This window comes from Wenyingzhuangia marina, from assembly GCF_900130035.1.
GTDB lineage: Bacteria > Bacteroidota > Bacteroidia > Flavobacteriales > Flavobacteriaceae > Wenyingzhuangia > Wenyingzhuangia marina.
Genome location: NZ_FQXQ01000004.1, coordinates 403,253 through 428,113, shown reverse-complemented (window position 1 = coordinate 428,113; position 24,861 = coordinate 403,253). Strand labels below are relative to the sequence as shown.

Sequence of the window (24,861 nt, the reverse complement as noted above, 5' to 3'; positions counted from 1 at the left end):
ACTTCACGCATCGCGTGTCTTGTTTTCACTAACTCAGTTATGAGTTAACAACCTAGCTGCTTCGCTAAGCGGATGCAAATATAAGAACTTTATTTTTCTTAAAACAAATAAAATTTAAAATATTTTTTAAATCTTTTTTCGCCTTAAACAGTAAACTTAATTACCAATAAAACCCCTAATGTATCTGAACTTTTTCGCTCCTTTAAGCTGTTACCTGCTCGCCGTTGCGGGTGCAAAGATACGCACCTTTTAACTTTATTTCCTAATATATCTTTAACTATTTTTTGACTTTTTTTACACTTTAAGCATATCTAGTTGATAATATGATTATTAGGGATTGTGAAGTTAACAAAATATTTTCAAAATCCAAGTATGGAAATCACATTTACTATATAAATACATTAATCAATCTGGATTACTTAACAAAAACATATTATCAACAACACATATAAGACATATATATAATGTATCATCGTAGATTGTAAAAGAGACTTATCATATAGTATGAAAGAGAAATTATGACATATCCGAAAGTAAAAGAAAGCTTGTTCCCTGATGATTTCAACTGGGGAGTAACTATATCAGCTTATCAAAATGAAGGGAAATGGAATACTTATGGAAAAGGAAAGTCTATTTGGGATAGTTTTACAAACAAACCAAACTTTAAAAAAGGAAATGGTAACGTTGCTACAAATTTTTATCATTACTATAAAGAAGATATTAAAAGAGTAAAAGAATTAAATTTAGATTCTTTTAGATTCTCAATATCATGGTCTAGAATATTCCCTAAAGGGACTGGAGAGATCAATCAAAAAGGAGTTGATTTTTACCATGATGTAATTGACACTTGTATTGAACTAGATATAAAACCTTGGATTACCCTCTATCATTGGGATTTACCACAATATTTAGAAGACCAAGGAGGATGGACGAATAGAGAGATTTTAAATTGGTTTGAAAATTACGTTGATTTCTGCTCCAAAGAATACGGAGAGAAAGTTAAAAACTGGATTGTATTAAACGAACCTATGAGTTATGTTGGTTTAGGATATTTTATGAATATGCATGCTCCTGGTAAAAAAGGTATGAAAAACTTTTTATCGGCAGCACATCATACAACTTTATGTCAGGCTTTAGGAGGAAGAATTATCAGAGAAAATGTGAAAGATGCTTTTATAGGAACTACTTTTTCTTGCTCTTATGTAAAACCCATTAATAGACTGGTTAAAAACAAAAAAGCTGCAGAACGTATTGACGCTCTTTTAAATCGATTTTTTATAGAACCTGCTTTAGGTTTAGGATATCCTATTGATACTATTCCTGGTTTGAAACAGATTGAAAAATATTACAAACCCGGAGATGAAGACATGATGAAGTTTGATTTTGATTTTATTGGGATTCAATATTACTTTAAAATTGTAGCTAAATTTAGCTTACTCCCTCCTATTCTTTTTGCTACCGAAGTTCCCGCTAAGAAAAGAAATGTTAAAACAAACAATATGGGAATGGAAATTTATCCTAAAGGAATTTTAAAAATGTTAGAGAAATTTAACTCTTATAGTAATATTAAAAATATTTACATTACAGAATCGGGTGTTTGTTTTGATGATGTTTTAGAAAATGGAAAAGTAAAAGACAAAAAGCGTATTAATTACTTTAAGAAAACTTTTTACTACACTTTAAAAGCACTTGAAAAAAACATAAAAGTAAAAGGTTACTTTATATGGACTTTGGTTGATAATTTTGAATGGGCAGAAGGAATAAAACCGAGATTTGGTTTATACTATACAGATTTTGTTACTCAAAAAAGAACTATCAAAAAATCTGGGTTATGGATTCAAAAATTTTTGAGTAAGAAACAAAATCAATCGTGATAATCTCCCATCATCTCTTTTTCATCTATTCCTTTTAACTTGTGTTCATTTCTTAATCTGGTAATACTAGCATTTAATTCAAACCCTAATAAAAGAATCATCGAATTTAACCATATAAAAAGCATTAATACTAAAAGAGTTCCAATAGATCCGTACAACTCATTATATTTAGAAAACTTAACTACGTAAATTCCAAAACCATAAAAGGTTAATAAAGATAATACTGTTGTTAATACGGAACCTGCCGAGAAAAAATTTGTTTGTTTTCCTTCTGAAGTACCAAAATAATACAACATGGAAACTGTACAGAAAATTAAAAACATGAATAATAAATAGCGAATATTACTCATCCACATTAAACTATCAGGCAACCATCCTTTATTATGAATGAAATCTAACCCAAATTCAAAAAAGATAGTAACCGCCACCGTTAATATCAACATAAAAGACATGGTTAAAGAAGTCCCTAAGGATATTAAATACTGTCTTACAACATTTCTTATTTTTCTAACATGTACCGAATATTCAAAAGCAGCAAAAATAGCATTCACACCATTGGTCATTAAAAAAATAGAAACTAAAAAACCAAAAGAAAGTAATCCTCCATATTTATTATTGGCAATATCTGCCAAAACAGTATCAACTGCATCGAATGTTTTTGGCGGTAACAATTCTGATATCAACATCATAAAGTTTTCCTGAAAACCATCAATCGGAATAAAAGGAATTAAGGTTAACATAAAAAGCATAAAAGGAAACAAAGCCATAAAAAAACTAAAAGAGATTCCTCCTGCTCTTGATGTTAAAGCACCTTTAACAATACCTATAAAATACATTTCAAGCAAATCATACAAAGTCATTCCTTCCAAACCAGGAACAGGAATTTTTTTACCAGTACGAACAAACCAATTCATTACCGGTACTTCTTTTAATACTTCTTCTACAGAGTCGTCTTTTTGAATTTCTTTAATTTCCAAAATTTCTTTTTTTAAGCAATTAATCTATCGCTTTTAAACTTAAATCTAAGTTATATACTGAGTGTGTTAAAGCTCCTGATGAAATATACTGAACTCCACATTCTGCATACTTTCTTAAAGTTTCTTCATTAATCCCTCCCGAAGATTCTGTTCCTGCTTTATCTCCAATTAAAGCTACTGCTTTTTTAGTATCCTCGTAATTAAAATTATCAATTAAAACTCTATGAATTCCATCAAACTGAATAATTTCTTCAATCTCTTTCAAATTACGTGCCTCAACAATAATTTTTAAATCTTTATTATTTGCTTTTAAATAATCTTTGGTTTGTTGAATGGCTTGAGCAACTCCACCCGCAAAATCAATATGATTATCTTTTAACATAATCATATCATACAAAGCAAATCTATGATTTTCTCCTCCTCCTATTTTAACAGCCCATTTTTCAATAGCACGAATACCTGGAGTGGTTTTTCTAGTATCCAAAATTTTAGTACCAGTACCTTTTAACAAATCAACATAATAAGCTGTTTTGGTTGCTATGGCACTCATCCTTTGCATGGCATTTAACACCAATCTTTCTGCTTTTAAAATAGATAAAGAACTACCAGATACATACAAAACAATATCATTGTGCTTTACTTTTTCACCATCCTTAATAAGAACTTCTACTTCTAAAGATTCATCAACATACTTAAAAACCTCTAAAGCAAAATCTACTCCAGCAATTATACCTGTATCTTTTACTAACAACTTTGCTTTTCCAACCGCAGTTGAGGGAATACATGCCAATGAAGAATGATCTCCGTCACCTACATCTTCTCTAATAGCATTGGCAATAATCATCTTAATTTCTTTATCAAACTGTGCTTGACTTATCATTTAATGTAATTTTAAAACAAAGATAAACTTCTGTAATTAATTTTCTGTCATTACTAATTATTAATACATGAATACAACATGCGAAAAAACAGGCGTAAATAAAACATCTATCAGCTAATCAACAGAATAATGGTATTAAATTTATTATGAAAAAAGTTACCATTAGCTATGACCACACAAGAAATTGCAGACCGTTTGGTAAGTCTTTGTAGAAGAGGGCAAAACGCATTGGCTCAAGTAGAGCTATACGATGACAATATTGAAAGTATTGAATCGCATACAAACAGACATAAAAGAACCAAAGGAATTTGTAAAGTACAAAGAAAAACTGCCATTTTTTTTGAACTAGCACATGAAATTCATCATTCAGAAATTTCTGATCCTTTGGTTGCAGGAAATCACTTTTGCATAAAAATTAGTGTTGATGTTACTTTAAGAGGTTTAGGTCGTTTGCAATTAGAGGAAATCTGTATTTATCATGTAAAAGATGAAAAAATAGTGAAAGAGGAATTTTTTTACTCACCTTCTTTGGTATAAAAGCCACATATCATCAGTTCTTAGTACCTTTGCCTTTTAAAGAAAAGGAAAATCATGAAAATTGTTCTTTTAGCCATTGGGAAAACCGATGATAAAAACTTAATTCAACTTATTGATAATTATCAGAATCGATTAAAACACTACATTAAGTTTGAATTGGATATTATTCCTGATATTAAGAATGTTAAAAATCTTTCTGAAGCACAACAAAAAGAAAAAGAAGGAGAACTTATTTTAAAAAAGTTACAACCTACAGATCATTTAATTTTGTTAGATGAAAAAGGAAAAGAATTTAGATCTGTAAACTTTGCCGATTTTTTACAAAAAAAAATGAATTCTGGTATTAAACAATTGGTATTAGTTATTGGTGGACCTTATGGTTTTTCTGAGGAAGTTTATGCCAAAGCACAAGGAAAAATTTCTTTATCCAAAATGACCTTTTCTCATCAAATGATTCGTTTATTTATGGTGGAACAACTTTACCGTGGGTTTACTATTTTAAAAAACGAACCCTATCATCACGAATAATTTTAAAAAACAAAAAACATCTCTATGAAAATAGTTTTTGCCACTCACAACAAAAACAAACTAAAAGAAGTTGCTGCCCTGCTTCCTAACGTTGAACTTTTATCTTTAACCGATATTGGTTGCACAGAAGAAATTCCAGAAACTGCTGATACTTTAGAAGGTAATGCCCAAATAAAAGCCAACCATGTAACAGAAAAATATGGTTATGCTTGTTTTGCCGATGATACAGGTTTATTGGTAGATGCCTTAAATGGAGAACCAGGAGTGTATTCTGCAAGATATGCTGGGGAACATGGAAATGCTGAAAACAATATGGATTTGTTATTAAAAAATCTTGATGGAATTACAAATAGAAAGGCTTATTTTAAAACCATTATTTGTCTAAATATTAACAATGAACAATATTTGTTTAACGGAGTTTGCAATGGAATAATTTTAGAAAAAAGACAAGGTGATGAAGGTTTTGGATACGATCCTATTTTTAAGCCTAACGGATATGATCTTTCTTTTGCTGAAATGAACTTGGATGAAAAAGGAAAAATAAGTCACAGAGGATTGGCAGTACAGAAACTGATACAATTTTTACAAAATTTATAAAGTGTATCAACCTTCAAAAAAATATTATCCAATTTTTATAGCATTGCTCATCTCTTTGGTAATGATTGCTATTTTTAATATTTACACTGGTAGTATTCACATTCCTTTTAAAGAAATATGGAAAGTGATTAGTACACAACCAAACGCATCTGAAAACTATCATTATATTATTACCGAATACAGATTACCCAAAACTATTACCAGTATTTTGGTAGGAATCGGACTCGGAATTAGTGGATTAATGATGCAAACTTTTTTTAGAAATCCATTAGCAGGTCCATTTGTTTTAGGAATTAGTTCTGGAGCAAGTTTAGGAGTTGCACTTTTAATTATGGGAGGTAGTTTTTTTGGATCTCTTCCTTATTTATACAATTTTTCAATTCCTTTGGCGGCTAGTTTAGGTTCTTTCTTAGTTTTAAGTATTGTCATGATTACTGCCAGAAATATAAGAAACACTATGTCTATCCTTATTATAGGATTGATGTTTGGTAGCTTTACTTCTGCCATTATTAGCGTACTATCTTATTTTAGCTCTGCTACAGAATTACAACAATATATTTTTTGGAGTTTTGGAAGTTTAAGCAATTTACAATGGTCTGAATTATATTTACTAATCAGTATTATTGCTGTAAGTGCTATTGGATTGTTATTCATTATTAAACCTTTAGATGCACTTTTGTTGGGAGAAAATTATGCAACCAGTTTAGGAATATCTATTAAAAAAACACAAAGTATAGTTTTTATTATCACTAGTTTACTAACAGGAAGCATTACTGCTTTTGTTGGGCCTATTGCTTTTATAGGATTGGCCATTCCGCATATTACCAAATTGATATTCCATACCTCCAATCACAAAGTATTATTGCCTGCTGTTGGAATTATTGGAGCTATTGTCATGTTAATTTGTGATAGTTTAACTCATATTTCTATAGGTGCTAAAACTTTACCAATTAACGCAATTACCTCCATTTTTGGAGCTCCTGTTGTCATTTGGTTACTGGTTTCTAAATCTAAAAAATTAGGTTCATGAAAAACGTAATTCTCAAAACAAACAACTTAAACATTGGTTACACCATTTCTAAAAAATCAGTGAGCATTTGTAAACAAATTAATTTTGAACTTTACAAAGGAGAATTGCTATGTTTACTTGGTAGAAATGGTTCAGGAAAATCTACTTTGTTAAAAACGATGGCAAAAATGCTTACCCCAATTCAGGGAAGTATTGAAATTAATGAAGAGAATATAGAGAATTTATCTCCAAAAGAATTAGCAAAATTTATTGCTGTGGTCTTAACCGAAAGCATTCCTGAAAATTCTTTAACAGTATATGAAACCATTGCCTTAGGAAGACAACCTTACACCAATTGGTTAGGAAAATTGTTTGATAAAGACATCAATATCATTCAAAACGCAATGCTATTAACCGACACCAATAATTTAGCAAACAAATTAATTCATCAATTAAGTGATGGACAATTACAACGTGTGATGATTGCAAGAGCTTTAACACAAGATACGCCAATTATATTGCTTGATGAACCAACATCTCATTTAGACATCCACCATAAAATAAATATTTTTAAAATTTTAGCCAAAATTTGCAAAGAGACTCAAAAAACTGTTTTAATCTCTACGCATGAAATTAACCTAGCTTTAAAAACTTCTGATAGATTATTATTAATTGATCAAGAAAAATTTAAGATCGGAAAATCAACAGACAACATTATTCAAGAAAATTTGATGACTATTTTTAATTCTGATGACATTCGTTATGATAGTACCAGCAATCAGTTTATATTTTAATCACTCTGTTAAACTAAAAATCACAAGACGTTAGTTTTCAATAACTTTTCAAGATTTTAATCCACCTCTTTACAACCAATAAAAAAGCCAAAGTCAGGATATGCTTTGGCTTCATAAATAATAAAACTTTTTTTATTTACTAAAATAATCTTCTATCATCGGAGATATAAGTGTTGGAGATAAATCTTCTTTTTGACTTACTTCTCCTAAAACTTTAATTCCTTTTCCAAACATTAACATCCATGTTTGTTCCGATCCTTCAATATCACTTCCATGAGATCTCCAAGTATCAAGTGGCTCATGTCCCCTTCCGTGGTCAGTTGTAATTATAAAAACTGTTTGGTCTTTATAAAAAGGATCTTTCTGTGTAAATTCCCATAACTGTTTAATAAATGCATCCGATCTATTCGCAGAAGTTAAATAATAATCATATTTACCATCGTGAGCAAAATCGTCAGTTTCTCCGTAGGATATATAAGTAAGCAAAGGATGATTTTTCTTAAAATTTTCTAAAGCAAAATGATGTGTAAATGCATCTAAACGAACATTATCCCATGGACCTGGAATTTGATCTTGTAACTCGTTTAAAAATACCTCACGATCTGTTAAATTATTCCCATTGGCTTTTCTAAACCCTCCATTTACAGGAACACCACTTCTTTTATCATTAATAATATATGGAAATAAATCCCAGCTTCCAAAAGCAGCTACTTTACCTTTATAATGCTTTTTATTGTTTACTTTTTCTAACACAGTAACATTCGGATTGTAAATTTTGTCATTACTATGAATATTTATATCATCCGAATTACCTGTTAAAATCTCATTATATCCTGGATAAGAAAAATGCATTTGATTGCTAAGCGTAACCTTGCTACCTAATTCACGATTTCCATGTATTTGTCCGTTTTCATTCACAAAACTCCAAACAAAAGGCATTAAAGCCTGTCTTCGTTCTTCAGATGTTGTTCTCCAGAATTTCTCTTTCAAATGTTTTGTGTTTTCTACATAATCTTCATTAGCTATTAGCAATGAATCAGCACCTTTAAACATTTCTTCCCAACGAAGTCCATCTAATGTAATTAAAATAACTTTGGTCGTCGGCTCTTGTGCGTTTGCAAACCAAAATCCTGTCAAAAGGAATATTGTTATTATTTGTTTTTTCATCTTAAAATTAATTATTAATATATTACATAATTAAACAAAGTATTTTATTACAATCGTAAAATCATATTTTCTTAATATTAAATCTTTCATTCATTTTATTTAAAAATCATTGATAACATTCGTTACGATAATAATAACAATCAGTTTATATTCTAAAAAATTAAACCAAAATAAAAGTCCTTAAGATTTCTCTTAAGGACTTTTATTTTATATATGTTACTTATAAATTAAGCAGCATTTTCTTTTTTAATTAAATTCAATGCTGAACCTTCTCTATACCATGCAATCTGACTTGCATTATAAGTATGATTCAACTTGATTTCATCTTTAGATCCATCAGCATGCGTAATTTCTAATGTTAATGGTTTATTTGGGGCAAAATCAGCTAAATCAGTAAAAGTGAAAGTATCATCTTCTTGAATTAATTCATAATCATCTTCATTAGCAAAAGTCAACCCTAACATTCCTTGCTTTTTAAGGTTTGTCTCATGAATACGAGCAAAAGACTTTACAATTACAGCAGCCACTCCTAAGTGACGTGGCTCCATAGCTGCATGTTCTCTAGAAGATCCTTCTCCATAATTATGATCACCAACCACTATTGATGGAATTCCAGCAGCTTTATATGCTCTTGCTGTTCCTGGAACAGGTCCATACTCACCCGTTAATTGATTTTTAACCATATCAGTTTTTTGGTTAAACGCATTAACAGCACCGATTAAACAATTGTTAGAAATATTATCTAAATGCCCACGGAAACGCAACCATGGTCCAGCCATAGAAATATGGTCTGTAGTACATTTCCCATATGCTTTAATTAATAATTTTGCATCTTTAATTTCCGAACCTAGAGGTTCAAAAGGTTCTAATAATTGTAGCCTATCTGAATCTGGAGAAACTACAACTTCAATACCAGACCCGTCTTTTACAGGAGCCTGAAATCCTGCATCTTCAACAGCAAAACCTTTTGTTGGTAATTCATTTCCTGTTGGTTCGTCAAACATTACTTCCTCACCTTTATCATTCAATAATGTATCCTTTGTTGGATCAAAATCTAAACGACCCGAAATCGCAATCGCTGCCACCAATTCAGGAGAAGTTACAAAAGCATGTGTATTTGGATTTCCATCGGCACGCTTGGCAAAGTTTCTGTTAAACGAGTGAACAATAGAATTTTTAGGTGCATTCTTAGGATCTGAATAACGAGCCCATTGACCAATACATGGCCCACAAGCATTGGTGAAAATAGTAGCTCCTAATTTTTCAAATGTTCCTAACAATCCATCTCTATCTGCTGTATAACGTACTTGCTCTGAACCTGGATTGATTCCAAACTCAGCTTTTACCTTAATTCCTTTATCAAGTGCTTGCTGTGCTATAGAAGCTGCTCTTGATAAATCTTCGTAAGAAGAATTGGTACAAGAACCTATTAATCCCCACTCAATATCTAATGGCCACCCTTCAGCTTCAGCTTTTGCTCTTAAATCCGCACCCGCTTCAGAGGCTAAATCTGGTGAAAATGGTCCATTTATATGTGGTTTTAATTCATCTAAGTTGATTTCAATTACTTGATCAAAATATTTTTCAGGATTTGCATACACCTCATCATCTCCAGTTAAATAGGAAGCCACTTCATTTGCTGCATCTGCAACATCAGCTCTATCTGTAGCACGTAAATAACGATCCATAGATTCATCATATCCAAAAGTTGAAGTAGTTGCTCCAATTTCAGCTCCCATATTACAAATCGTTCCTTTTCCTGTTGCAGAAAGATTCTTAGCTCCCTCTCCAAAATATTCTACAATAGCACCCGTTCCTCCTTTAACAGTTAAAATCCCTGCTACCTTTAAAATAATATCTTTAGATGCTGTCCATCCAGACAATTTACCAGTTAATTTTACACCAATTAATTTTGGAAATTTTAATTCCCAAGGCATACCCGCCATCACATCTACTGCATCAGCTCCACCAACTCCAATAGCAACCATTCCTAATCCACCAGCATTTACAGTGTGAGAATCGGTACCAATCATCATTCCTCCAGGGAATGCGTAATTTTCTAATACTACTTGATGAATAATCCCAGCTCCAGGTTTCCAAAACCCGATACCATATTTATTAGATACAGAAGATAAAAAATCAAACACCTCAGCACTTGTTTTGTTTGCAAATTGTAAATCTTTTACAGCACCTTCTTTTGCTTGAATTAAGTGATCACAATGTACTGTTGTTGGTACAGCAACTTTATCTTTACCTGCTTGCATAAATTGTAGTAATGCCATTTGAGCAGTTGCATCTTGACATGCGATTCTGTCTGGTGCAAAATCGACATAATCTACCCCTCTTTCAAATGCTTTGGTTGCATTTCCATCCCAAAGGTGATTATACAAAATTTTCTCAGCCAATGTTAATGGTTTCCCTACTATTTTTTTTGCAGCATCAACTCGTTCGGTCATACGAGCATATACCTGTTTAATCATTTCAATATCAAATGCCATATTCTTGTTTTAAATGTTAATAATTGTTGTTTTTTTGGATAACTCCAAATTACAAAAACTAATATTATATAAAAAACGCATTTACGATCATTATGAACTCATTTGATATAGTATTGTTTTTTTTACTAAAAAGATTAAAATTAAAAACAAAAAAAACCTAAATCAGACGATTTAGGTTTTTTAATATTTAAATTATTAAGTAATACTTACTTAATCAATTGCTTTAAAGAGGGCGTGAACTTAGTTAACACAATTCCTTCAACAGCTGCTTCATATTCTGCCATGGTAGGAGTTCTACCTAAAACTGTAGAAAGAACAACTACTGGAGTAGATGATAATAAAGATTCTCCTTTTTTCTCACCAGAATCTTTTACAACTCTTCCTTGGAACAAACGAGTAGAAGTAGCCATTACAGTATCTCCTGGTTCTGCTTTTTCTTGGTTACCCATACATAAATTACAACCTGGACGCTCTAAGTACAATATGTTTTCATATTTGGTACGGGCTGCTGCTTTTGGTGCATTATCATCAAACTCAAAACCTGAGTATTTAGTTAACACATCCCAATCACCTTCGGCTTTTAATTCATCAACAATATTATATGTAGGAGGTGCTACAACTAACGGTGCCTTAAACTCTACTTTACCTTGTTGTGCTTCAATGTTCTTTAACATTTGAGCTAATATTTTCATATCTCCCTTGTGAACCATACAAGAACCAATAAACCCTAAGTCTACTTTTTTAGTTCCTCCATAGAAAGACAATGGTCTAATAGTATCGTGTGTATAACGCTTAGATACATCTTCATTATTTACGTCTGGATCTGCAATCATTGGTTCTGCAACCTCATCTAAATCAATCTCAACCTCAGCATAATATTTAGCATTTGCATCAGGTCTTAACGCTGGTTTTTCGCCAGATTTAATTTCTGCAATTCTCTTATCTGCTTTTGCAACCAATCCTGCTAAAACATTTAAGTGATTATCCATTCCTTTATCAATCATGATTTGAATTCTACCTCTTGCAATCTCTAAAGATTCGATTAAAGTATCATCTTCTGAAATACAGATAGAAGCTTTTGCTTTCATCTCTGCTGTCCAGTCAGTAAATGTAAAGGCTTGATCAGCTGTTAATGTTCCTAAGTGAACTTCAATAATTCTACCTTGGAATACATTCTCTCCTCCAAATTTCTTCAACATTTGTTGTTGAGTAGCATGAACCACATCACGGAAATCCATAAAAGATTTCATAGCTCCTTTAAAGGTAACTTTTACAGACTGAGGAATTGGCATGGTAGCCTCTCCTGTAGCTAAAGCTAAAGCAACTGTTCCAGAATCTGCACCAAAAGCAACTCCTTTAGACATACGTGTGTGAGAATCTCCACCAATAATAATATCCCAATCTCCTACAGTAATATCATTTAATACTTTATGAATAACGTCTGTCATTGCTGGATATTGACCTTTAGGGTCACGAGCAGTAATCAAACCAAAATCATTCATAAATTTCATTAATCTAGGAATGTTAGCTTTAGACTTGTCATCCCAAACAGAAGCGGTATGACATCCTGATTGATAAGCTCCATCAACAATAGGAGAAATAATAGTAGCAGCCATAGATTCTAATTCCTGAGAAGTCATTAAACCTGTAGTATCTTGAGAACCTACAATGTTTACTTCTACACGAACATCAGAACCAGCATGTAAAGTTTTTCCTGGAGTATTTCCTACTGCGTTTTTATTGAATATTTTTTCTACTGCTGTTAATCCTTGCCCTTCTACAGAAATTTCTTTAGATGGAGCATAAACAGTAGGAATTTCGATTCCTAATGTTTTAGCAGCAAATGTTTGAATTTTTTTACCAAATACGATAGCGTAAGAACCACCGGCTCTAATAAACTCAACTTTTTGTGGAGTTAAAGCAGCTGAAATATCCATTACAGCCTCACCATCTTTGTATAATTTTTTCTCTTTTGTATTGATTGTTAAAACAGTACCTGTAGCTACTGAGTATTTTTCTTCTAAAACTGGTTCTCCATCAGCATCTAAAATTGTATTTCCTTCTGCATCTGTTTTCTTTACCCAATTTTTAAGATCAATTCCAATACCTCCTGTTACACCAACAGTTGTTAAGAAAATTGGAGAAATACCATTTGTTCCAGCAATAACCGGAGCAATGTTAATAAATGGTACGTAAGGACTTGCTTGAATACCTGTCCACAATGCTACGTTGTTTACTCCTGACATTCTAGAAGATCCAACTCCCATAGTTCCTTTTTCTGCTACTAACATCACACGCTTATCTGGGTGTTGTTCTTTTAAAGCAGAAAGTTCTTTTTGCATTTCTTTATTATGCTCAAAAATACACTGACCGTGTAATTCGCGATCTGAACGAGAGTGAGCATCCGCTCCTGGAGATAATAAATCTGTAGAAATATCACCAACACCAGCAATAAAAGTTACAATTTCAATTTCTTCTTCTACATCAGGTAATTGTGTAAAGAATTCAGCCTTTGCATAACTTTCTAAAAGTTCTTTAGCTATTTCGTTCCCATTCTTATATGCATCAGCTAAACGATCTGTATCAGCATCATAAAGATATACTTGAGTCTTAAGTACTTTTGCCGCATCTTTTGCAATAGCTTCATCATTACCTAATGCTAAATCTAACAACACTTCAATAGAAGGTCCACCTTTCATGTGAGATAGCAATTCAAAAGCAAAAGCAGGTGTAATTTCTTTTACTTCTGCTTCCCCTAAAATGATCTCTTTTAAAAATTTAGCTTTTACACCAGCAGCACTAGTCGTACCAGGCACTACATTATAAATAAAAAAGTTTAAAGAGTCTTCTCTGTTCTCATTATTTAAATCTTTAATTTGCTCAATGATTTTACTAAGTAATTCAGCATCATCAATTGGCTTTGGATGAAGTCCTTGACCTTTGCGTTCTTCAATCTCCTTGATGTAATCGTTATAAATATTCATACGATCTATTATAGTTATTTAATTGTTCATTTTTTGGTTGGGCAATATACAAAATAAGAGCCCCATAATAAAAACTGAAAACCCTCTGTTTTAATCAAATTCACGATTTTTAACAAATTCTCTGTTTTTTATACATTTTACTACATAACATATCTTACAAACAAGAAGTAATAAGGAGTCTATTAACCTAAAACATTTGATGTTTCTTGATAAAGAAGAAAAGACAATTTATAATATACATCATTAAAAGTAGGTTTATAAGCCGAGTTCTGTAACTTAAACTAAGTTCAAGTTTCTTATCATTTATCTAGAATTGCTGTTGCCAACAATTTCAATCTGCCTACCCCTTGGAATTGAGCGAACAACTCTTACCTACTAAAAGGTCTCCAATATACATGGCATTGTACCACATAGAGTTTACCTGGTTTCACTACAGCCGAACTGTACTTGCTTTCTGTTGCACTTGTCCTACTCTAAACTAGTTAGAGCGACGGATGTTATCCGCTATGCTGTTCTATGGTGCTCGGACTTTCCTCCTCGTATTAATACGCGGCGATAAGACAACCTACTATTCAATGATCTATGCTTTTAAAAAGAAAACCCACCTAGTAAACTAGGTGGGAAAAATTGCTATGAAAAAGAAAAAGTGTGTTATAAATAACACAACGGGACAAATATACATTGTTTTTATATTCTACAAAAAAATATTTGTCTTTTTTTTATCTTTTTTTTTACATAAAACATTTAACATATCATTTGTTAAGAGAACATATCTTTTACTTTCTCAAAAAAGGATTTATCTCCTTTTGTTGGAGCAGGATTAAAATTTTCATCTCCTAAATTAGCTTCGAAAAACTTCTTCTGATCTTTGTTTAATTCTTGAGGAGTCCAAATATTAACGTGTACCATTAAATCTCCTGTTCCGTATCTTTCAATACTAGGTAATCCTTTACCTTTTAATCTTAAAATTTTTCCTGACTGCGTTCCAGCATCAACCTTAATTTTTACTTTACCCGATACTGTTTGTATTTCTTTACTAGCTCCTAAAACAGCTTCTGGATAACTTATGTATAAATCAAAATGTAAGTTAACTCCTTCTCTTGTTAAAGTATCATGAGGAATTTCTTCTATAACCACTAACAAATCACCTGGAACAGAGTTGTTTCCAGGAGCTTCGTTTCCTTTACCTGCAACTTTTAACTGTACACCATCTGTAACTCCTGCTGGAATATTGATACTTACTGTTTCTTCTTCAACAGCTAAACCTTGAGCATCAGCACCAGCAACTTTATTTTTCATAACCTCTCCTGCTCCACCACAAGTATTACAAGTTGCAGCTGTTTGCATTCTACCTAATATAGTATTGGTAACCTGCATTACTTGACCTGCACCATTACAAGTAGAACATGTAGCGTACGTAACTCCTTTTGCTTTCTTTTTTCTACGAACTTTTATTTTTTTATCAACTCCGTTCGCAATTTCTTCCAAGGTAAGTTTTACACGGATACGCATATTGGTTCCTTTTACAGTACCTCTACGTCCACCTCCACGGTGTCCACCTCCGCCAAAACCTCCGAAACCACCACCAAAGATATCTCCGAATTGACTAAAGATGTCATCCATATTCATTCCACCTCCGCCAAAGCCTCCGCCTCCATGTCCACCTTCAAATGCTTGGTGTCCATATTGATCGTACCTAGCTCGCTTATTTTCGTCACTTAAAACTTCATAAGCTTCTGCAGCTTGTTTAAACTTTTCTTCAGCTTCTGTATCCCCTGGATTTTTATCAGGGTGATATTTTACGGCCATTTTACGGTATGCCTTTTTAATTTCAGCAGCTGATGCTCCTTTTGAAATCCCTAATATTTCGTAAAAATCCTGTTTTGCCATCTTTTTAAGTTTTCAGTTCTTAGTTTTCAGTTTGCAGTTAGTTTTACTAGCTACTGCTAACTTATCACTGTGTTTACTATAATTATTGTCCAATCACAACTTTAGGAAAACGGATGATGGTCTCTCCTAATTTGTATCCTTTTTCTATTACATCAATTACCTTTCCTTTCAACTCTTCAGTTGGAGCAGGAATTTGAGTAATCGCTTCTTGAATATCAGCATCAAAAGCATCTCCTTGATTTACTTCTACCAAAGTCAACCCTTTTTGCTCTAAAGTTTTGACTAATTTGTCTTGAATTAAAGCAACTCCTTTCACTAATTCTTCATCACCGCTTTTATTGATTTCAATCATTCCTCTGTCAAAATCATCAACAACAGGTAATAATGACACAATGATGTCTTTTCCAGCAGTTTTAAATAATTCGATACGTTCTTTAGAGGTACGTTTTTTGTAATTTTCAAACTCTGCAAACAAACGTAAATACTTATCTTTTTCTGCTTGAATTAATTCTTCTGCCGTAGGTTCTTTTTTTGTTTCCTCTGCTTTTGCTTCATTATCGGTAGCTTCAACAGTTTCTTCTACTTGCTCTGCAGTCACTTTTTCTTCTACCGCTTTTTCTTCTTGTTGAATATCTTCTTTCTTACTCATGGTAATATAATTATCAATAAATATGTTTGTTTACTTGCTATGGCAAAAGGTTTGCCAATTACTTTAAAATGCCAAAATGACATTATTTAAAGCACTGCAAAAGTACAACTTTATTTAAATAAAATAAATGGATGTATTTTAGAATGATAGACTGTTGTTAATGTAAAATTTTAAACAATAATTCTTTTAACAAATCTTTGTCAGACATGTTTGCTCCTACTCCTTTACTTTTTACATCTGCTTCTCTTAAAAAAGAAATAATTTGAGAAACTTTTCTCATTGGATAATTTTTAGCAGCGACCACATAATCATCAACAAAATAAGGATTTACTCTTAAAGCTCTCGCCACACTTGCTTTTGATTTGTCTTTTAAACCGTGATACATTAATAATTGAGTAAAATAACTATTGATTAACGAAATGGTCATGACTAATGGATTGCTTTTAGGATTTTCTGCAAAGTAATTAATGATTTGATTACATTTTAAAATTTCCTTTTTCCCGATAGCTTTTCTAAGTTCAAAAACATTATAATCTTTACTGATTCCAATATTATCTTCAATATGTTTGGCTGTAATAATAGTCTCTTTAGGTAAAATCAGCATCAATTTGTCTAGCTCATTGCTAATTTTACTCAAATCAGTTCCCAAAAACTCTACCAACATTTGTGTAGCTTTGGGCTCAATATGATATTTTTTGCCTTTTAAAACACCGGTAATCCAATCACCAACTTGATTGTCGTATAGTTTTTTTGATTCAAAAACCACTCCTTTTTGACTAATGGCTTTGATTAACTTTTTACGTTTGTCTAAGGTTTTATATTTATAACATATAACTAGAACAGTACTTTCTAATGGTTTTTCTACATAAGAAACCAAATTCTCTATGGTTCTAGATAAATCCTGAGCTTCTTTTACAATAACCACTGTTTTTTCTGCCATCATTGGAAACTGCTTGGCTTGACCTATAATTTCATCAATAGAAACATCTCTACCATACACTACTGTTTGGTTAAATCCTTTTTCGTCCTCAGTTAAAATATTATCTTCTATGTATTCAGAAATTTTGTCTATGTAATAAGCCTCTTCTCCCATTAAGAAATAAATGGGCTTTATATTTCCTTGATTGATATCAGCGACCAACTGTTTTACTTCTACCATAGACTACTAAAATTGTAAGGAATTGCTCAAAAAGAATGCTTATTTTTGGCAAATGCAAAAACTAAATCTTCCTGATGTTTATTTAAAAATCAAAAGTAAAGAAAATAAGCTGTTTATTTTTGACCCTTTTAGAAAAAAAGACATTATGCTTACTCCCGAAGAATGGGTGAGGCAACATTTTGCAAATTATTTGGTTCATCATAAAAACTATCCCAGTTCTTTAACCGCTTTAGAAAAAGAATTAATTTTAAACAACACTAAAAAAAGAACAGATATATTAATTTACAATAGTAAAGGAACTCCCGAAATTATTGTAGAATGCAAAGCAAGTTCTGTTAAAATAACCCAAGAAGTTTTTGATCAGATTGCGAGATACAACCTTGAATTAAATGCTAAGTATTTAGTTGTAACAAATGGTTTGGAACATTACTTTTGCCAAATGGATTTTGAAAACAAAAAATATGTGTTTTTAAAAGACATTCCTAACTACACCATATAAATGAATATAGCATTAGTTGTTTTAAATTGGAACGGAAGAGATTTGCTTGAAAAGTTTTTACCTACTTTGGTAAAAAACAGTCCCGAAGCAAACATTTACTTAGTAGACAATGCCTCTATGGATACTTCGGTTGCTTATGTAGAAAAATTCTTTCCAGAAATCAACATCATTCAACATGCAACTAATGAAGGTTTTGCCAATGGTTACAATTTAGCATTATCACAAATTGATGCAGATATTTACGCTTTGATTAATTCTGATGTGGAAGTCACTCCAAATTGGTTACAACCTATTATTCAATTTTATAAGGATCATGAAAACGCATGTATTGTTCAACCTAAAATTTTAGATTTTAAATTTAGATCTTATTTTGAATATGCTGGGGCAGCCGGTGGTTTTTTAGACAAATATGGATATGCTTATTGTAGAGGAAGGGTTTTTGAAACCATTGAAGCAGATAAAAATCAATACAAATCCGCTCCTATTTTTTGGGCCTCTGGAGCTTGTTTGTTTATCAAAGCAAAAGACTACAAAGAATTAGGTGGTTTAGATGGTGATTTTTTTGCCCACTACGAAGAAATTGATTTGTGTTGGAGAGCACAAAATCAACAAAAACCTGTAAATTATATTGCAGAAAGTACCGTATACCATGTTGGTGGAGGAACTTTAAAGAAACAGAGTCCATTTAAAACTTACTTAAACTTTAGAAACTCTCTGTTTACATTGGTTAAAAACTTACCCAAAGAAAAATTATTTCCTATTCTTTTTACTAGAATGGTTTTAGATGGAGTAGCAGGAATTAGATTTATATTTTTTGGACAATTCGATCATTTGTTTAGCATTCTTAAAGCTCATTTTTCTTTTTATAAAAACCTTTCTTTATTTTTAGGCAAAAGAAAAGGAACTCCAATTAAAAAATACTACAATAAAAATTCAATTGTTTTTACACATTTTTTAAGTATTAAAAAATAATGAATACTAAATCAAAAATTATTGGTCTTATTTTCTTTTTTGGTCTGATTATTTTTTTTCAATTAAAAAACATCAACAATAAAGTAACAGAAAGACATGCTTGGGCCAATGCTGATCATTATGCAATTGCCATTGGTTTTACAAACAATAATTTTGATTTTTTCCATCCTGAAACTTTCTGTTTAAATCCACAGTTTAAAGCTACCAAAGGAGAAAAATTCACTTATAAAAATAATGAAGATTTTTGGGACTCTAATCTAAAAGAACCTAAAGGAATTACTGCTATAGATTTTCCTATACACCAATATATAGTGTCTTTGTTAATGACCTCTTTAAAAAGCACTAATCCTTGGATTTATAGATTGTATATTTTATCGATAAGTTTAATAGGGTTATACTTTCTTTTTAAAACTTCATTACTTATTAACAAATCATATTTTATTAGTAGTTTATTGATTTTGTTTGTTTATTTATCTCCTACTTATAACTTTTACAGCTTTCAATTTTTACCCTCTGCTGCATCATTATCATTCATTTTTATTACCTTTTATCATTATATAAAATATCTAAAATTTAACAAACAACTAAACTGGTTTTATTGCTTAGCGTTTATTCTAATTGCAGGTTTGGCAAGACTTCCATTTATTATATATGCTTTAGCCTTGTTTGCTAGTTATTTATTAAAAAGTATTACCGACAAAAAAATTGAATGGAATAAATTATTAAGCCTTGGATTTATTATTTTAATTGTAGCTGGTTATTTTTTATACAATAAACTTTATTTATCACGTCTTTATGGATCTAATTTTTTAAATTATCCTTTGTTTCCCAAAAACATTAATGATGTATATTCCTCCCTATGGGAAACTATTTACTATGAATCTTGGAGGTATTTTACACCAATACATTATTTAATCATTATAATATTATTCACAAAATTCTTTAAACCTATTAAAAACAAAATTGTTCACAGCAATTTAATTGTCTTATATATATTATGTGGGGGCGTTATTCTATACAGTTTATTAATGTTAAAGCAATTCCCGGCTCACGATTATTATCTACTAGACACCTATTTTCCGTTACTAATTATTATCATCACCTTAAGTAGTAATTATTTTAATTTTGACTTTTCAAAAAAGAAAACAGCTGTTTTTGTGACTATAACGATATCAATTATTTTTTTACAAATAATTACCGATTATGGATACAGGACTAGAGAAGATAGTCCATTAACAAAAACCATTCATAATTTCACAGGGGCCGATAAAATTTTGGATAGTCTACAAATTCATACAGACCAAAAAATACTTTTACTAGACTCCTACAGTCCCAATGGAGCTTTTATAGGAATGAAGAGAAAAGGATTTTGTGTAATGGTTACAAGTCATGAAGTTATTAAAAGAGCTTTAACATGGGATTTTGATTATCTTATTACTCAAAAATTTTCATATAAAGATGATATCTTAAAATCTTATCCTAATTTTGAAAACGAAACAACTCTTTTCTACCAAAACAATAATTTTAGCATATATCAATTAAAAAACCATGACACAAGAATTAAAAAGAATCAATAAATATTTAAGTGAAATTGGATATTGCTCTAGGAGGGCTGCTGATAAATTGATAGAAGAACAACGAGTAACTATTAATGGGCTGGTTCCTGAAATGGGAACAAAAATTGCTCCAGAAGATGAAGTCCGTGTAGATGGAAAATTGGTTTCTACTCCAGAAGAAGCACATACTTATATTGCTTTTAACAAACCTGTAGGAATTGTTTGTACTACAGACCAACAAAGAGAAAAAAACAATATTATCGATTATATCAAACACCCTAAAAGAATTTTTCCAATTGGTCGTCTAGATAAACCTAGTGAAGGATTGATTTTTTTAACTAGTGATGGCGATATTGTCAATAAAATTTTAAGAGCTCGAAACAATCATCAAAAAGAATATTTGGTAAGAGTTAACAAACCTGTTTCACAAGATTTTATTAACAAAATGAGTAACGGAATTCCTATTTTGGGAACAGTTACTAAAAAATGTAAGGTTGAAAAAGTAAACGATTACGAATTTAAAATTACCTTAACTCAAGGATTAAACAGACAAATTAGAAGAATGTGTGAATATTTAGAATACGATGTTAAAAAACTAAAACGTATTAGAATTATGAACATTTTTTTAGACATTCCTGTAGGACAATGGAGAGATTTAACCAAGGCTGAATTAAAAGAATTGAACAAATTAACTTCGGATTCTAATAAACATTATGAATAAAGATTAATTTTCAATATTCATCTCTTTTTTATATTCCTTACTTTGTTTGATTAGAAAGTCTATTAATTCTAGTTTTTCATCTTTTGAATACATCTTATATATAGATTTTTTTTGATTACAAAATGTTAAAAATTCATCTATTCTAAACTCAGATATATTTAAATCATCTGTAAAAAAAGAGCTTCCAAATTCTTTGACAAAATCAACTTTAAACCTCTCAAACCTCACTCTTTTTTCTTGCTTGCTTAAATATTTCTTACCATTCTTGTTTTTAAATAATTTAGAAACCAAAGAAAACAATCCTAATATGTTTCCTCCTTGAAAAGTTCTAGTAGGATCTGTATTTGTTAAATGTTTTAATTTAATTCTTTCCAATTTTTCTGGATCAGGATTGGTGGTTGGTCCTACATTAAAACTTAATGACGATTCACTTAAAACATTATTAAGCACTACTTCTTCCATATTATTTATATTTTCTTCTACCTCAATTTTTAAAGATTCATTATCTATAATTTCTTGGGTAATTAATAATGAAATTTTATTGATATGAATAGCAGAAACCATAATTGAATCCCCAATTCTAACAGGTAATTCAAAAACTCCTGAATTATTGGTTTTGGTGCTTTGTTTTAGATTTTTATTTGTGACGGTCACATCTGCAACATCAATAGAATCGTTTACAACAAGTCCTTTTAAGAATTTTACCTCCTGCGAGAAACTACTTGATACAGTGGAAACCACAAGAATAAACATGAATAGGTTTTTCAAAAGCTTTTTTTGAAAAATACAATCACAAAAATGAAACCAAAAAAACAATCTTGGTTAAAAGTTTAAGCATATATTTTTTAAAACAATTCATATTCAGAAAGTTATAATTCATGATTCAGTTTTTTAGAATTAAATTTATCTTTTTTGATTATCTAAACTCTTTTTTAAAACAACAATTCACTGGTGGTTGTTATTTCTAAGCCTGTTGAATTTTCTAAATCATATTGATATACTCCTGAATCACCAATTGCGAAAAGATGATTTTCTCTAATAATCAAATCATTTACAAATACATCGATTTTCTTTACAAACGAAATCTCACCACTTTCTATCTTTGAAATATCATAAACTCTAATAGCAGTATCTGCAACAAAAATGTATTGGTCATACAAAGCCATTCCTTTAGGCTCGACTAGTGTTTTATCTAATAATAATATTGGATTTTCAACATCTATAATATCATAAATCTTTAACTGATTGATATCACCTCCACACCTATTACCACTTCTTACGGTCACAAAAGCATTGTTCTGATTTGCAATTACAGGATCACAAGCTCTAAAATGTCTAGAGATTGATTTGAATTTAGGGCGTTCTGGATTCTCTAAATTATAAATATACATAGCGCTAGAACTCCCAATAAACAAATTATCTCCAAATCCAGATAAAGTTTCTATTCCAAAACCTACAGTTACTGCATCCACAAAAGCAGGATTCTCTTGATGATTTCCTGAAATTAAAAATGAATTTAATTTACTATTATCAACAGTATATAAATAATCCCCTTTCAAAGTAAAAGTAGCTAAAGAACCTCCTTGACCATCAGCAGGTGTTTCTGAACTACCAACAGTATCAGATGAGTTTTGATCACATCCAACTAAAACAATTACACTTAATATAAATAATAGCTTTTTCATTAGTCTTTTTTTATAAATTTTGTAATTATTTTTCCTTCTTCAGCAGTAAAATAACCACCATCTGGACTTACCTCTAAAGGTGTAAAAACTTTAATTTCTCTACCTGTTTCTACGACACTGTAATTTGTACGATTAAAACGAAGCGTCACTAAATCTGTAGCTTGATTAATGTAAAACACATTTCCTCTTATTGCAATATCAGTAGCTCCGGATACTTTTAAAAACCTAACTTTGATTGGATTTGATGGATTAGAATTGTCATAAATATGAAATCCCTCGTTTTTTTCGTTTACAAAAATATAATCATCTTTGATATATATTTTCCCTGATTCTACGACTGCTTTGGAGTCAGACATTACGATAGAAGATTTAAGTTCTTCTCTAGTCATTTGTACAGGTTCATAAATGGACTCAACATCAATAGGTTCTCCTAAAAAACCGCAATTTACCATTAACAATAAAACGGAAATACCAAAAATTCTTTTCATTTCTTTTTTAACAAAGAAACAAAAAATACCTATAACTATAGTATTAAATAAAAGTTATCCCATCTACAAACCTTTCCTAGTACGCTTTCTCAACTTAAACAATCTATCCTCGTAATAAGCTTTTACTTCTTGTAAATATTCTTTAGGATTCGCGTAAGTGGTCAAAACTACATAAGTATGTCTTTTTTGTAATTGAGCTAATTCTTTTTGTAAATCTTCTTTTTTCTGCTGCAGCAATTCTAAAGTATCTAATTGCTTTTCTTGAGAAATTTGAATGTTAGCAAGTTTTTTTTGAGAGGTAATTTGCTGATGAAGTTGTTGCAATTCAACGAAAGTTCCTTGTTTGTAAACTCGTATCAACTCTGTGGTAATTTCAGTAGCTAAATCTTCATCTTGCTCGTTGTTAGAAAATCTATCAGGATGCACAAACAACATCGCCTCTCTGTACAATTTTTTCTTGTCTTTTAACTCTGTTTTTTGTTCTTCGGTAATTTTAGAAACTACAGGAACAGTATTAGGCTCTTTATAATTTTTACCTTTCTTTTTTTGAGCAAGTCTTTTTTGTTTTTTTGCTTTTTGAAGATTTCTGTAAAGTACAGACAACTCTTGTTCCTCAATAATTTCACTTTCTAATTCATTCCTTAAAAAGTTTTCAAATTCAAATATTTCTGATTTTACAGATTGAATTCTAACTGAGAGTTGTTTGATTTCAATTTGAAGGGAGTGAAACAGAAAATCATCTTCTGTACTTAATTGATGACGCATCAAAATAGATTATAAAATATCTAAACTTCCTTTTCCTTCTCTAAGTACTATAGGTTCTCCTTCACTTAAATCAATTACAGTTGAAGCAACATTGTCACCATATCCGCCATCAATCACAACATCTACAATATCATCCCACTTTTCGTGAATTAATTCTGGATCTGTTGTGTATTCAATCACCTCATCTTCATCATAAATAGAAGAAGACACCAGAGGATTTCCTAACAATTCTATAATTCTTCTTGTAATACTATTGTCTGGAACACGAATCCCAACCGTTTTACGTTTTTTAAAAGCTTTGGGCATATTATTAATGGCAGGAAGCACAAAAGTATAAGGCCCCGGAAAAGCTCTTTTCAAGATTTTAAACGTACTGGTATCAATAGGTTTTACATAATCTGACAAATGACTTAAATCGTTACAAACAATAGAAAATGTGTTTTTTTCTAGTTTGATGTTTTTAATTTTAGCCACCCTTTCCATGGCTTTATAGTTGGTAATATCGCAACCTAAAGCATAAACAGTATCCGATGGATAGATGATCACACCTCCATTTTTAAGCACCTCAACAATTTTAAGAATCTCTTTTTCGTTGGGATTTTCAGGATATATTCTAACTAATTTTGCCATTT

General features: G+C 31.0%; 23 protein-coding genes and 1 other RNA gene. 10 read left to right on the top strand and 14 right to left on the bottom strand.

What is annotated here, in order from left to right:
• Positions 1–518 precede the first annotated feature (518 nt).
• Positions 519–1,874, top strand: coding sequence for a glycoside hydrolase family 1 protein (locus BUB70_RS11370; protein ID WP_084730269.1), 1,356 nt, complete (start codon positions 519–521; stop codon positions 1,872–1,874).
• On the opposite strand, the gene BUB70_RS11365 is transcribed toward BUB70_RS11370, so the two are convergent.
• Entirely contained in the window at positions 1,865–2,851 is a 987-nt protein-coding gene (locus BUB70_RS11365; protein WP_370456751.1) for a YihY/virulence factor BrkB family protein, read from the bottom strand. The two genes, BUB70_RS11370 and BUB70_RS11365, sit on opposite strands and share 10 nt — an antisense overlap.
• 19 nt (positions 2,852–2,870) lie before the next feature.
• On the bottom strand, positions 2,871–3,731 hold the full coding sequence (gene nadC / locus BUB70_RS11360) for a carboxylating nicotinate-nucleotide diphosphorylase (RefSeq protein ID WP_073121647.1): 861 nt from the start codon (positions 3,729–3,731) through the stop codon (positions 2,871–2,873).
• A 168-nt stretch (positions 3,732–3,899) separates the two neighbouring features.
• Here nadC and BUB70_RS11355 point away from each other — a divergent pair, with 168 nt between their 5' ends.
• From BUB70_RS11355 to BUB70_RS11335, 5 genes are all read left to right on the top strand, one after another.
• Positions 3,900–4,268, top strand: coding sequence for a SnoaL-like domain-containing protein (locus tag BUB70_RS11355; RefSeq protein WP_073121645.1), 369 nt, complete (start codon positions 3,900–3,902; stop codon positions 4,266–4,268).
• A 54-nt stretch (positions 4,269–4,322) separates the two neighbouring features.
• A complete protein-coding gene (gene rlmH, locus BUB70_RS11350) occupies positions 4,323–4,796 on the top strand; it encodes a 23S rRNA (pseudouridine(1915)-N(3))-methyltransferase RlmH (RefSeq protein WP_073121642.1) in 474 nt (157 codons plus the stop codon).
• 24 nt (positions 4,797–4,820) lie between these two features.
• On the top strand, positions 4,821–5,393 hold the full coding sequence (locus BUB70_RS11345) for a non-canonical purine NTP diphosphatase (RefSeq protein ID WP_073121640.1): 573 nt from the start codon (positions 4,821–4,823) through the stop codon (positions 5,391–5,393).
• Positions 5,394–5,454: 61 nt separating this feature from the next.
• Complete coding sequence (locus BUB70_RS11340; RefSeq protein WP_084730268.1) at positions 5,455–6,423, top strand: iron ABC transporter permease; 969 nt, start codon at positions 5,455–5,457, stop codon at positions 6,421–6,423.
• The gene (locus tag BUB70_RS11335) at positions 6,420–7,196 is read left to right on the top strand and encodes an ABC transporter ATP-binding protein (protein WP_073121635.1); all 777 of its coding nucleotides are present in this window, start codon (positions 6,420–6,422) and stop codon (positions 7,194–7,196) included. The genes BUB70_RS11340 and BUB70_RS11335 overlap by 4 nt, the downstream gene beginning before the upstream one ends.
• Positions 7,197–7,328: 132 nt before the next feature.
• On the opposite strand, the gene BUB70_RS11330 is transcribed toward BUB70_RS11335, so the two are convergent.
• The 7 genes from BUB70_RS11330 to holA form a co-directional block, all read right to left on the bottom strand.
• A complete protein-coding gene (locus BUB70_RS11330) occupies positions 7,329–8,363 on the bottom strand; it encodes an alkaline phosphatase family protein (protein WP_073121632.1) in 1,035 nt (344 codons plus the stop codon).
• Between the two features lie 227 nt (positions 8,364–8,590).
• Positions 8,591–10,861 (bottom strand): aconitate hydratase, encoded by a 2,271-nt coding sequence (locus tag BUB70_RS11325; protein ID WP_073121630.1) that lies wholly within the window; start codon positions 10,859–10,861, stop codon positions 8,591–8,593.
• Positions 10,862–11,067: 206 nt separating this feature from the next.
• A complete protein-coding gene (locus BUB70_RS11320) occupies positions 11,068–13,845 on the bottom strand; it encodes a bifunctional aconitate hydratase 2/2-methylisocitrate dehydratase (protein WP_073121628.1) in 2,778 nt (925 codons plus the stop codon).
• Between the two features lie 242 nt (positions 13,846–14,087).
• Positions 14,088–14,417: RNase P RNA component class A (rnpB, locus tag BUB70_RS11315), an RNA gene on the bottom strand.
• A gap of 187 nt (positions 14,418–14,604) precedes the next feature.
• Positions 14,605–15,735, bottom strand: a complete 1,131-nt coding sequence (gene dnaJ, locus BUB70_RS11310; protein ID WP_073121626.1) for a molecular chaperone DnaJ — start codon at positions 15,733–15,735, stop codon at positions 14,605–14,607.
• An 82-nt stretch (positions 15,736–15,817) separates the two neighbouring features.
• On the bottom strand, positions 15,818–16,384 hold the full coding sequence (locus BUB70_RS11305; protein ID WP_073121624.1) for a nucleotide exchange factor GrpE: 567 nt from the start codon (positions 16,382–16,384) through the stop codon (positions 15,818–15,820).
• Between the two features lie 157 nt (positions 16,385–16,541).
• Positions 16,542–17,543: a DNA polymerase III subunit delta gene (gene holA / locus BUB70_RS11300; RefSeq protein WP_073121622.1), complete on the bottom strand. Its 1,002-nt coding sequence runs from the start codon at positions 17,541–17,543 to the stop codon at positions 16,542–16,544.
• Between the two features lie 52 nt (positions 17,544–17,595).
• On the opposite strand from holA, the gene BUB70_RS11295 reads away from it, so the two are divergent.
• From BUB70_RS11295 to rluF, 4 genes are read left to right on the top strand one after another with little or no spacing between them, the layout of a single operon-like run.
• Positions 17,596–18,042: a type I restriction enzyme HsdR N-terminal domain-containing protein gene (locus BUB70_RS11295; protein WP_073121620.1), complete on the top strand. Its 447-nt coding sequence runs from the start codon at positions 17,596–17,598 to the stop codon at positions 18,040–18,042.
• Positions 18,043–19,014 carry a glycosyltransferase family 2 protein gene (locus BUB70_RS11290; RefSeq protein WP_073121618.1) on the top strand — a complete coding sequence of 324 codons (972 nt, stop codon included), beginning with the start codon at positions 18,043–18,045 and terminating at the stop codon, positions 19,012–19,014.
• Positions 19,014–20,591, top strand: a complete 1,578-nt coding sequence (locus BUB70_RS11285; protein WP_073121616.1) for a hypothetical protein — start codon at positions 19,014–19,016, stop codon at positions 20,589–20,591. The genes BUB70_RS11290 and BUB70_RS11285 overlap by 1 nt, the downstream gene beginning before the upstream one ends.
• Positions 20,563–21,291 carry a 23S rRNA pseudouridine(2604) synthase RluF gene (rluF, locus tag BUB70_RS11280; RefSeq protein ID WP_073121614.1) on the top strand — a complete coding sequence of 243 codons (729 nt, stop codon included), beginning with the start codon at positions 20,563–20,565 and terminating at the stop codon, positions 21,289–21,291. Before BUB70_RS11285 ends, rluF begins: the two co-directional genes overlap by 29 nt.
• Positions 21,292–21,294: 3 nt before the next feature.
• Here rluF and BUB70_RS11275 read toward each other — a convergent pair whose 3' ends face one another.
• The 5 genes from BUB70_RS11275 to BUB70_RS11255 all read right to left on the bottom strand — a co-directional run bounded on the left by BUB70_RS11275 (position 21,295) and on the right by BUB70_RS11255 (position 24,859).
• Positions 21,295–22,059 carry a hypothetical protein gene (locus tag BUB70_RS11275; protein ID WP_143155294.1) on the bottom strand — a complete coding sequence of 255 codons (765 nt, stop codon included), beginning with the start codon at positions 22,057–22,059 and terminating at the stop codon, positions 21,295–21,297.
• Between the two features lie 164 nt (positions 22,060–22,223).
• Complete coding sequence (locus BUB70_RS11270) at positions 22,224–22,976, bottom strand: LVIVD repeat-containing protein (RefSeq protein WP_073121609.1); 753 nt, start codon at positions 22,974–22,976, stop codon at positions 22,224–22,226.
• The gene (locus BUB70_RS11265) at positions 22,976–23,464 is read right to left on the bottom strand and encodes a hypothetical protein (RefSeq protein ID WP_073121606.1); all 489 of its coding nucleotides are present in this window, start codon (positions 23,462–23,464) and stop codon (positions 22,976–22,978) included. The genes BUB70_RS11270 and BUB70_RS11265 overlap by 1 nt, the downstream gene beginning before the upstream one ends.
• 63 nt (positions 23,465–23,527) lie before the next feature.
• Complete coding sequence (locus BUB70_RS11260) at positions 23,528–24,229, bottom strand: hypothetical protein (protein ID WP_073121603.1); 702 nt, start codon at positions 24,227–24,229, stop codon at positions 23,528–23,530.
• 9 nt (positions 24,230–24,238) lie between these two features.
• The gene (locus BUB70_RS11255) at positions 24,239–24,859 is read right to left on the bottom strand and encodes an L-threonylcarbamoyladenylate synthase (RefSeq protein ID WP_073121601.1); all 621 of its coding nucleotides are present in this window, start codon (positions 24,857–24,859) and stop codon (positions 24,239–24,241) included.
• Positions 24,860–24,861: the final 2 nt, after the last annotated feature.

What these genes read in the sequence shown, in the direction of transcription:
- BUB70_RS11370 (WP_084730269.1), top strand. Translation starts at nt 519, where the DNA reads ATGACATATCCGAAAGTAAAAGAAAGCTTGTTCCCTGATGATTTCAAC.
- nadC (WP_073121647.1), bottom strand. Translation starts at nt 3,731, where the DNA reads ATGATAAGTCAAGCACAGTTTGATAAAGAAATTAAGATGATTATTGCC.
- BUB70_RS11355 (WP_073121645.1), top strand. Translation starts at nt 3,900, where the DNA reads ATGACCACACAAGAAATTGCAGACCGTTTGGTAAGTCTTTGTAGAAGA.
- rlmH (WP_073121642.1), top strand. Translation starts at nt 4,323, where the DNA reads ATGAAAATTGTTCTTTTAGCCATTGGGAAAACCGATGATAAAAACTTA.
- BUB70_RS11345 (WP_073121640.1), top strand. Translation starts at nt 4,821, where the DNA reads ATGAAAATAGTTTTTGCCACTCACAACAAAAACAAACTAAAAGAAGTT.
- BUB70_RS11340 (WP_084730268.1), top strand. Translation starts at nt 5,455, where the DNA reads ATGATTGCTATTTTTAATATTTACACTGGTAGTATTCACATTCCTTTT.
- BUB70_RS11335 (WP_073121635.1), top strand. Translation starts at nt 6,420, where the DNA reads ATGAAAAACGTAATTCTCAAAACAAACAACTTAAACATTGGTTACACC.
- BUB70_RS11330 (WP_073121632.1), bottom strand. Translation starts at nt 8,363, where the DNA reads ATGAAAAAACAAATAATAACAATATTCCTTTTGACAGGATTTTGGTTT.
- BUB70_RS11325 (WP_073121630.1), bottom strand. Translation starts at nt 10,861, where the DNA reads ATGGCATTTGATATTGAAATGATTAAACAGGTATATGCTCGTATGACC.
- BUB70_RS11320 (WP_073121628.1), bottom strand. Translation starts at nt 13,845, where the DNA reads ATGAATATTTATAACGATTACATCAAGGAGATTGAAGAACGCAAAGGT.
- dnaJ (WP_073121626.1), bottom strand. Translation starts at nt 15,735, where the DNA reads ATGGCAAAACAGGATTTTTACGAAATATTAGGGATTTCAAAAGGAGCA.
- BUB70_RS11305 (WP_073121624.1), bottom strand. Translation starts at nt 16,384, where the DNA reads ATGAGTAAGAAAGAAGATATTCAACAAGAAGAAAAAGCGGTAGAAGAA.
- holA (WP_073121622.1), bottom strand. Translation starts at nt 17,543, where the DNA reads ATGGTAGAAGTAAAACAGTTGGTCGCTGATATCAATCAAGGAAATATA.
- BUB70_RS11295 (WP_073121620.1), top strand. Translation starts at nt 17,596, where the DNA reads ATGCAAAAACTAAATCTTCCTGATGTTTATTTAAAAATCAAAAGTAAA.
- BUB70_RS11290 (WP_073121618.1), top strand. Translation starts at nt 18,043, where the DNA reads ATGAATATAGCATTAGTTGTTTTAAATTGGAACGGAAGAGATTTGCTT.
- BUB70_RS11285 (WP_073121616.1), top strand. Translation starts at nt 19,014, where the DNA reads ATGAATACTAAATCAAAAATTATTGGTCTTATTTTCTTTTTTGGTCTG.
- rluF (WP_073121614.1), top strand. Translation starts at nt 20,563, where the DNA reads ATGACACAAGAATTAAAAAGAATCAATAAATATTTAAGTGAAATTGGA.
- BUB70_RS11270 (WP_073121609.1), bottom strand. Translation starts at nt 22,976, where the DNA reads ATGAAAAAGCTATTATTTATATTAAGTGTAATTGTTTTAGTTGGATGT.
- BUB70_RS11265 (WP_073121606.1), bottom strand. Translation starts at nt 23,464, where the DNA reads ATGAAAAGAATTTTTGGTATTTCCGTTTTATTGTTAATGGTAAATTGC.
- BUB70_RS11260 (WP_073121603.1), bottom strand. Translation starts at nt 24,229, where the DNA reads ATGCGTCATCAATTAAGTACAGAAGATGATTTTCTGTTTCACTCCCTT.
- BUB70_RS11255 (WP_073121601.1), bottom strand. Translation starts at nt 24,859, where the DNA reads ATGGCAAAATTAGTTAGAATATATCCTGAAAATCCCAACGAAAAAGAG.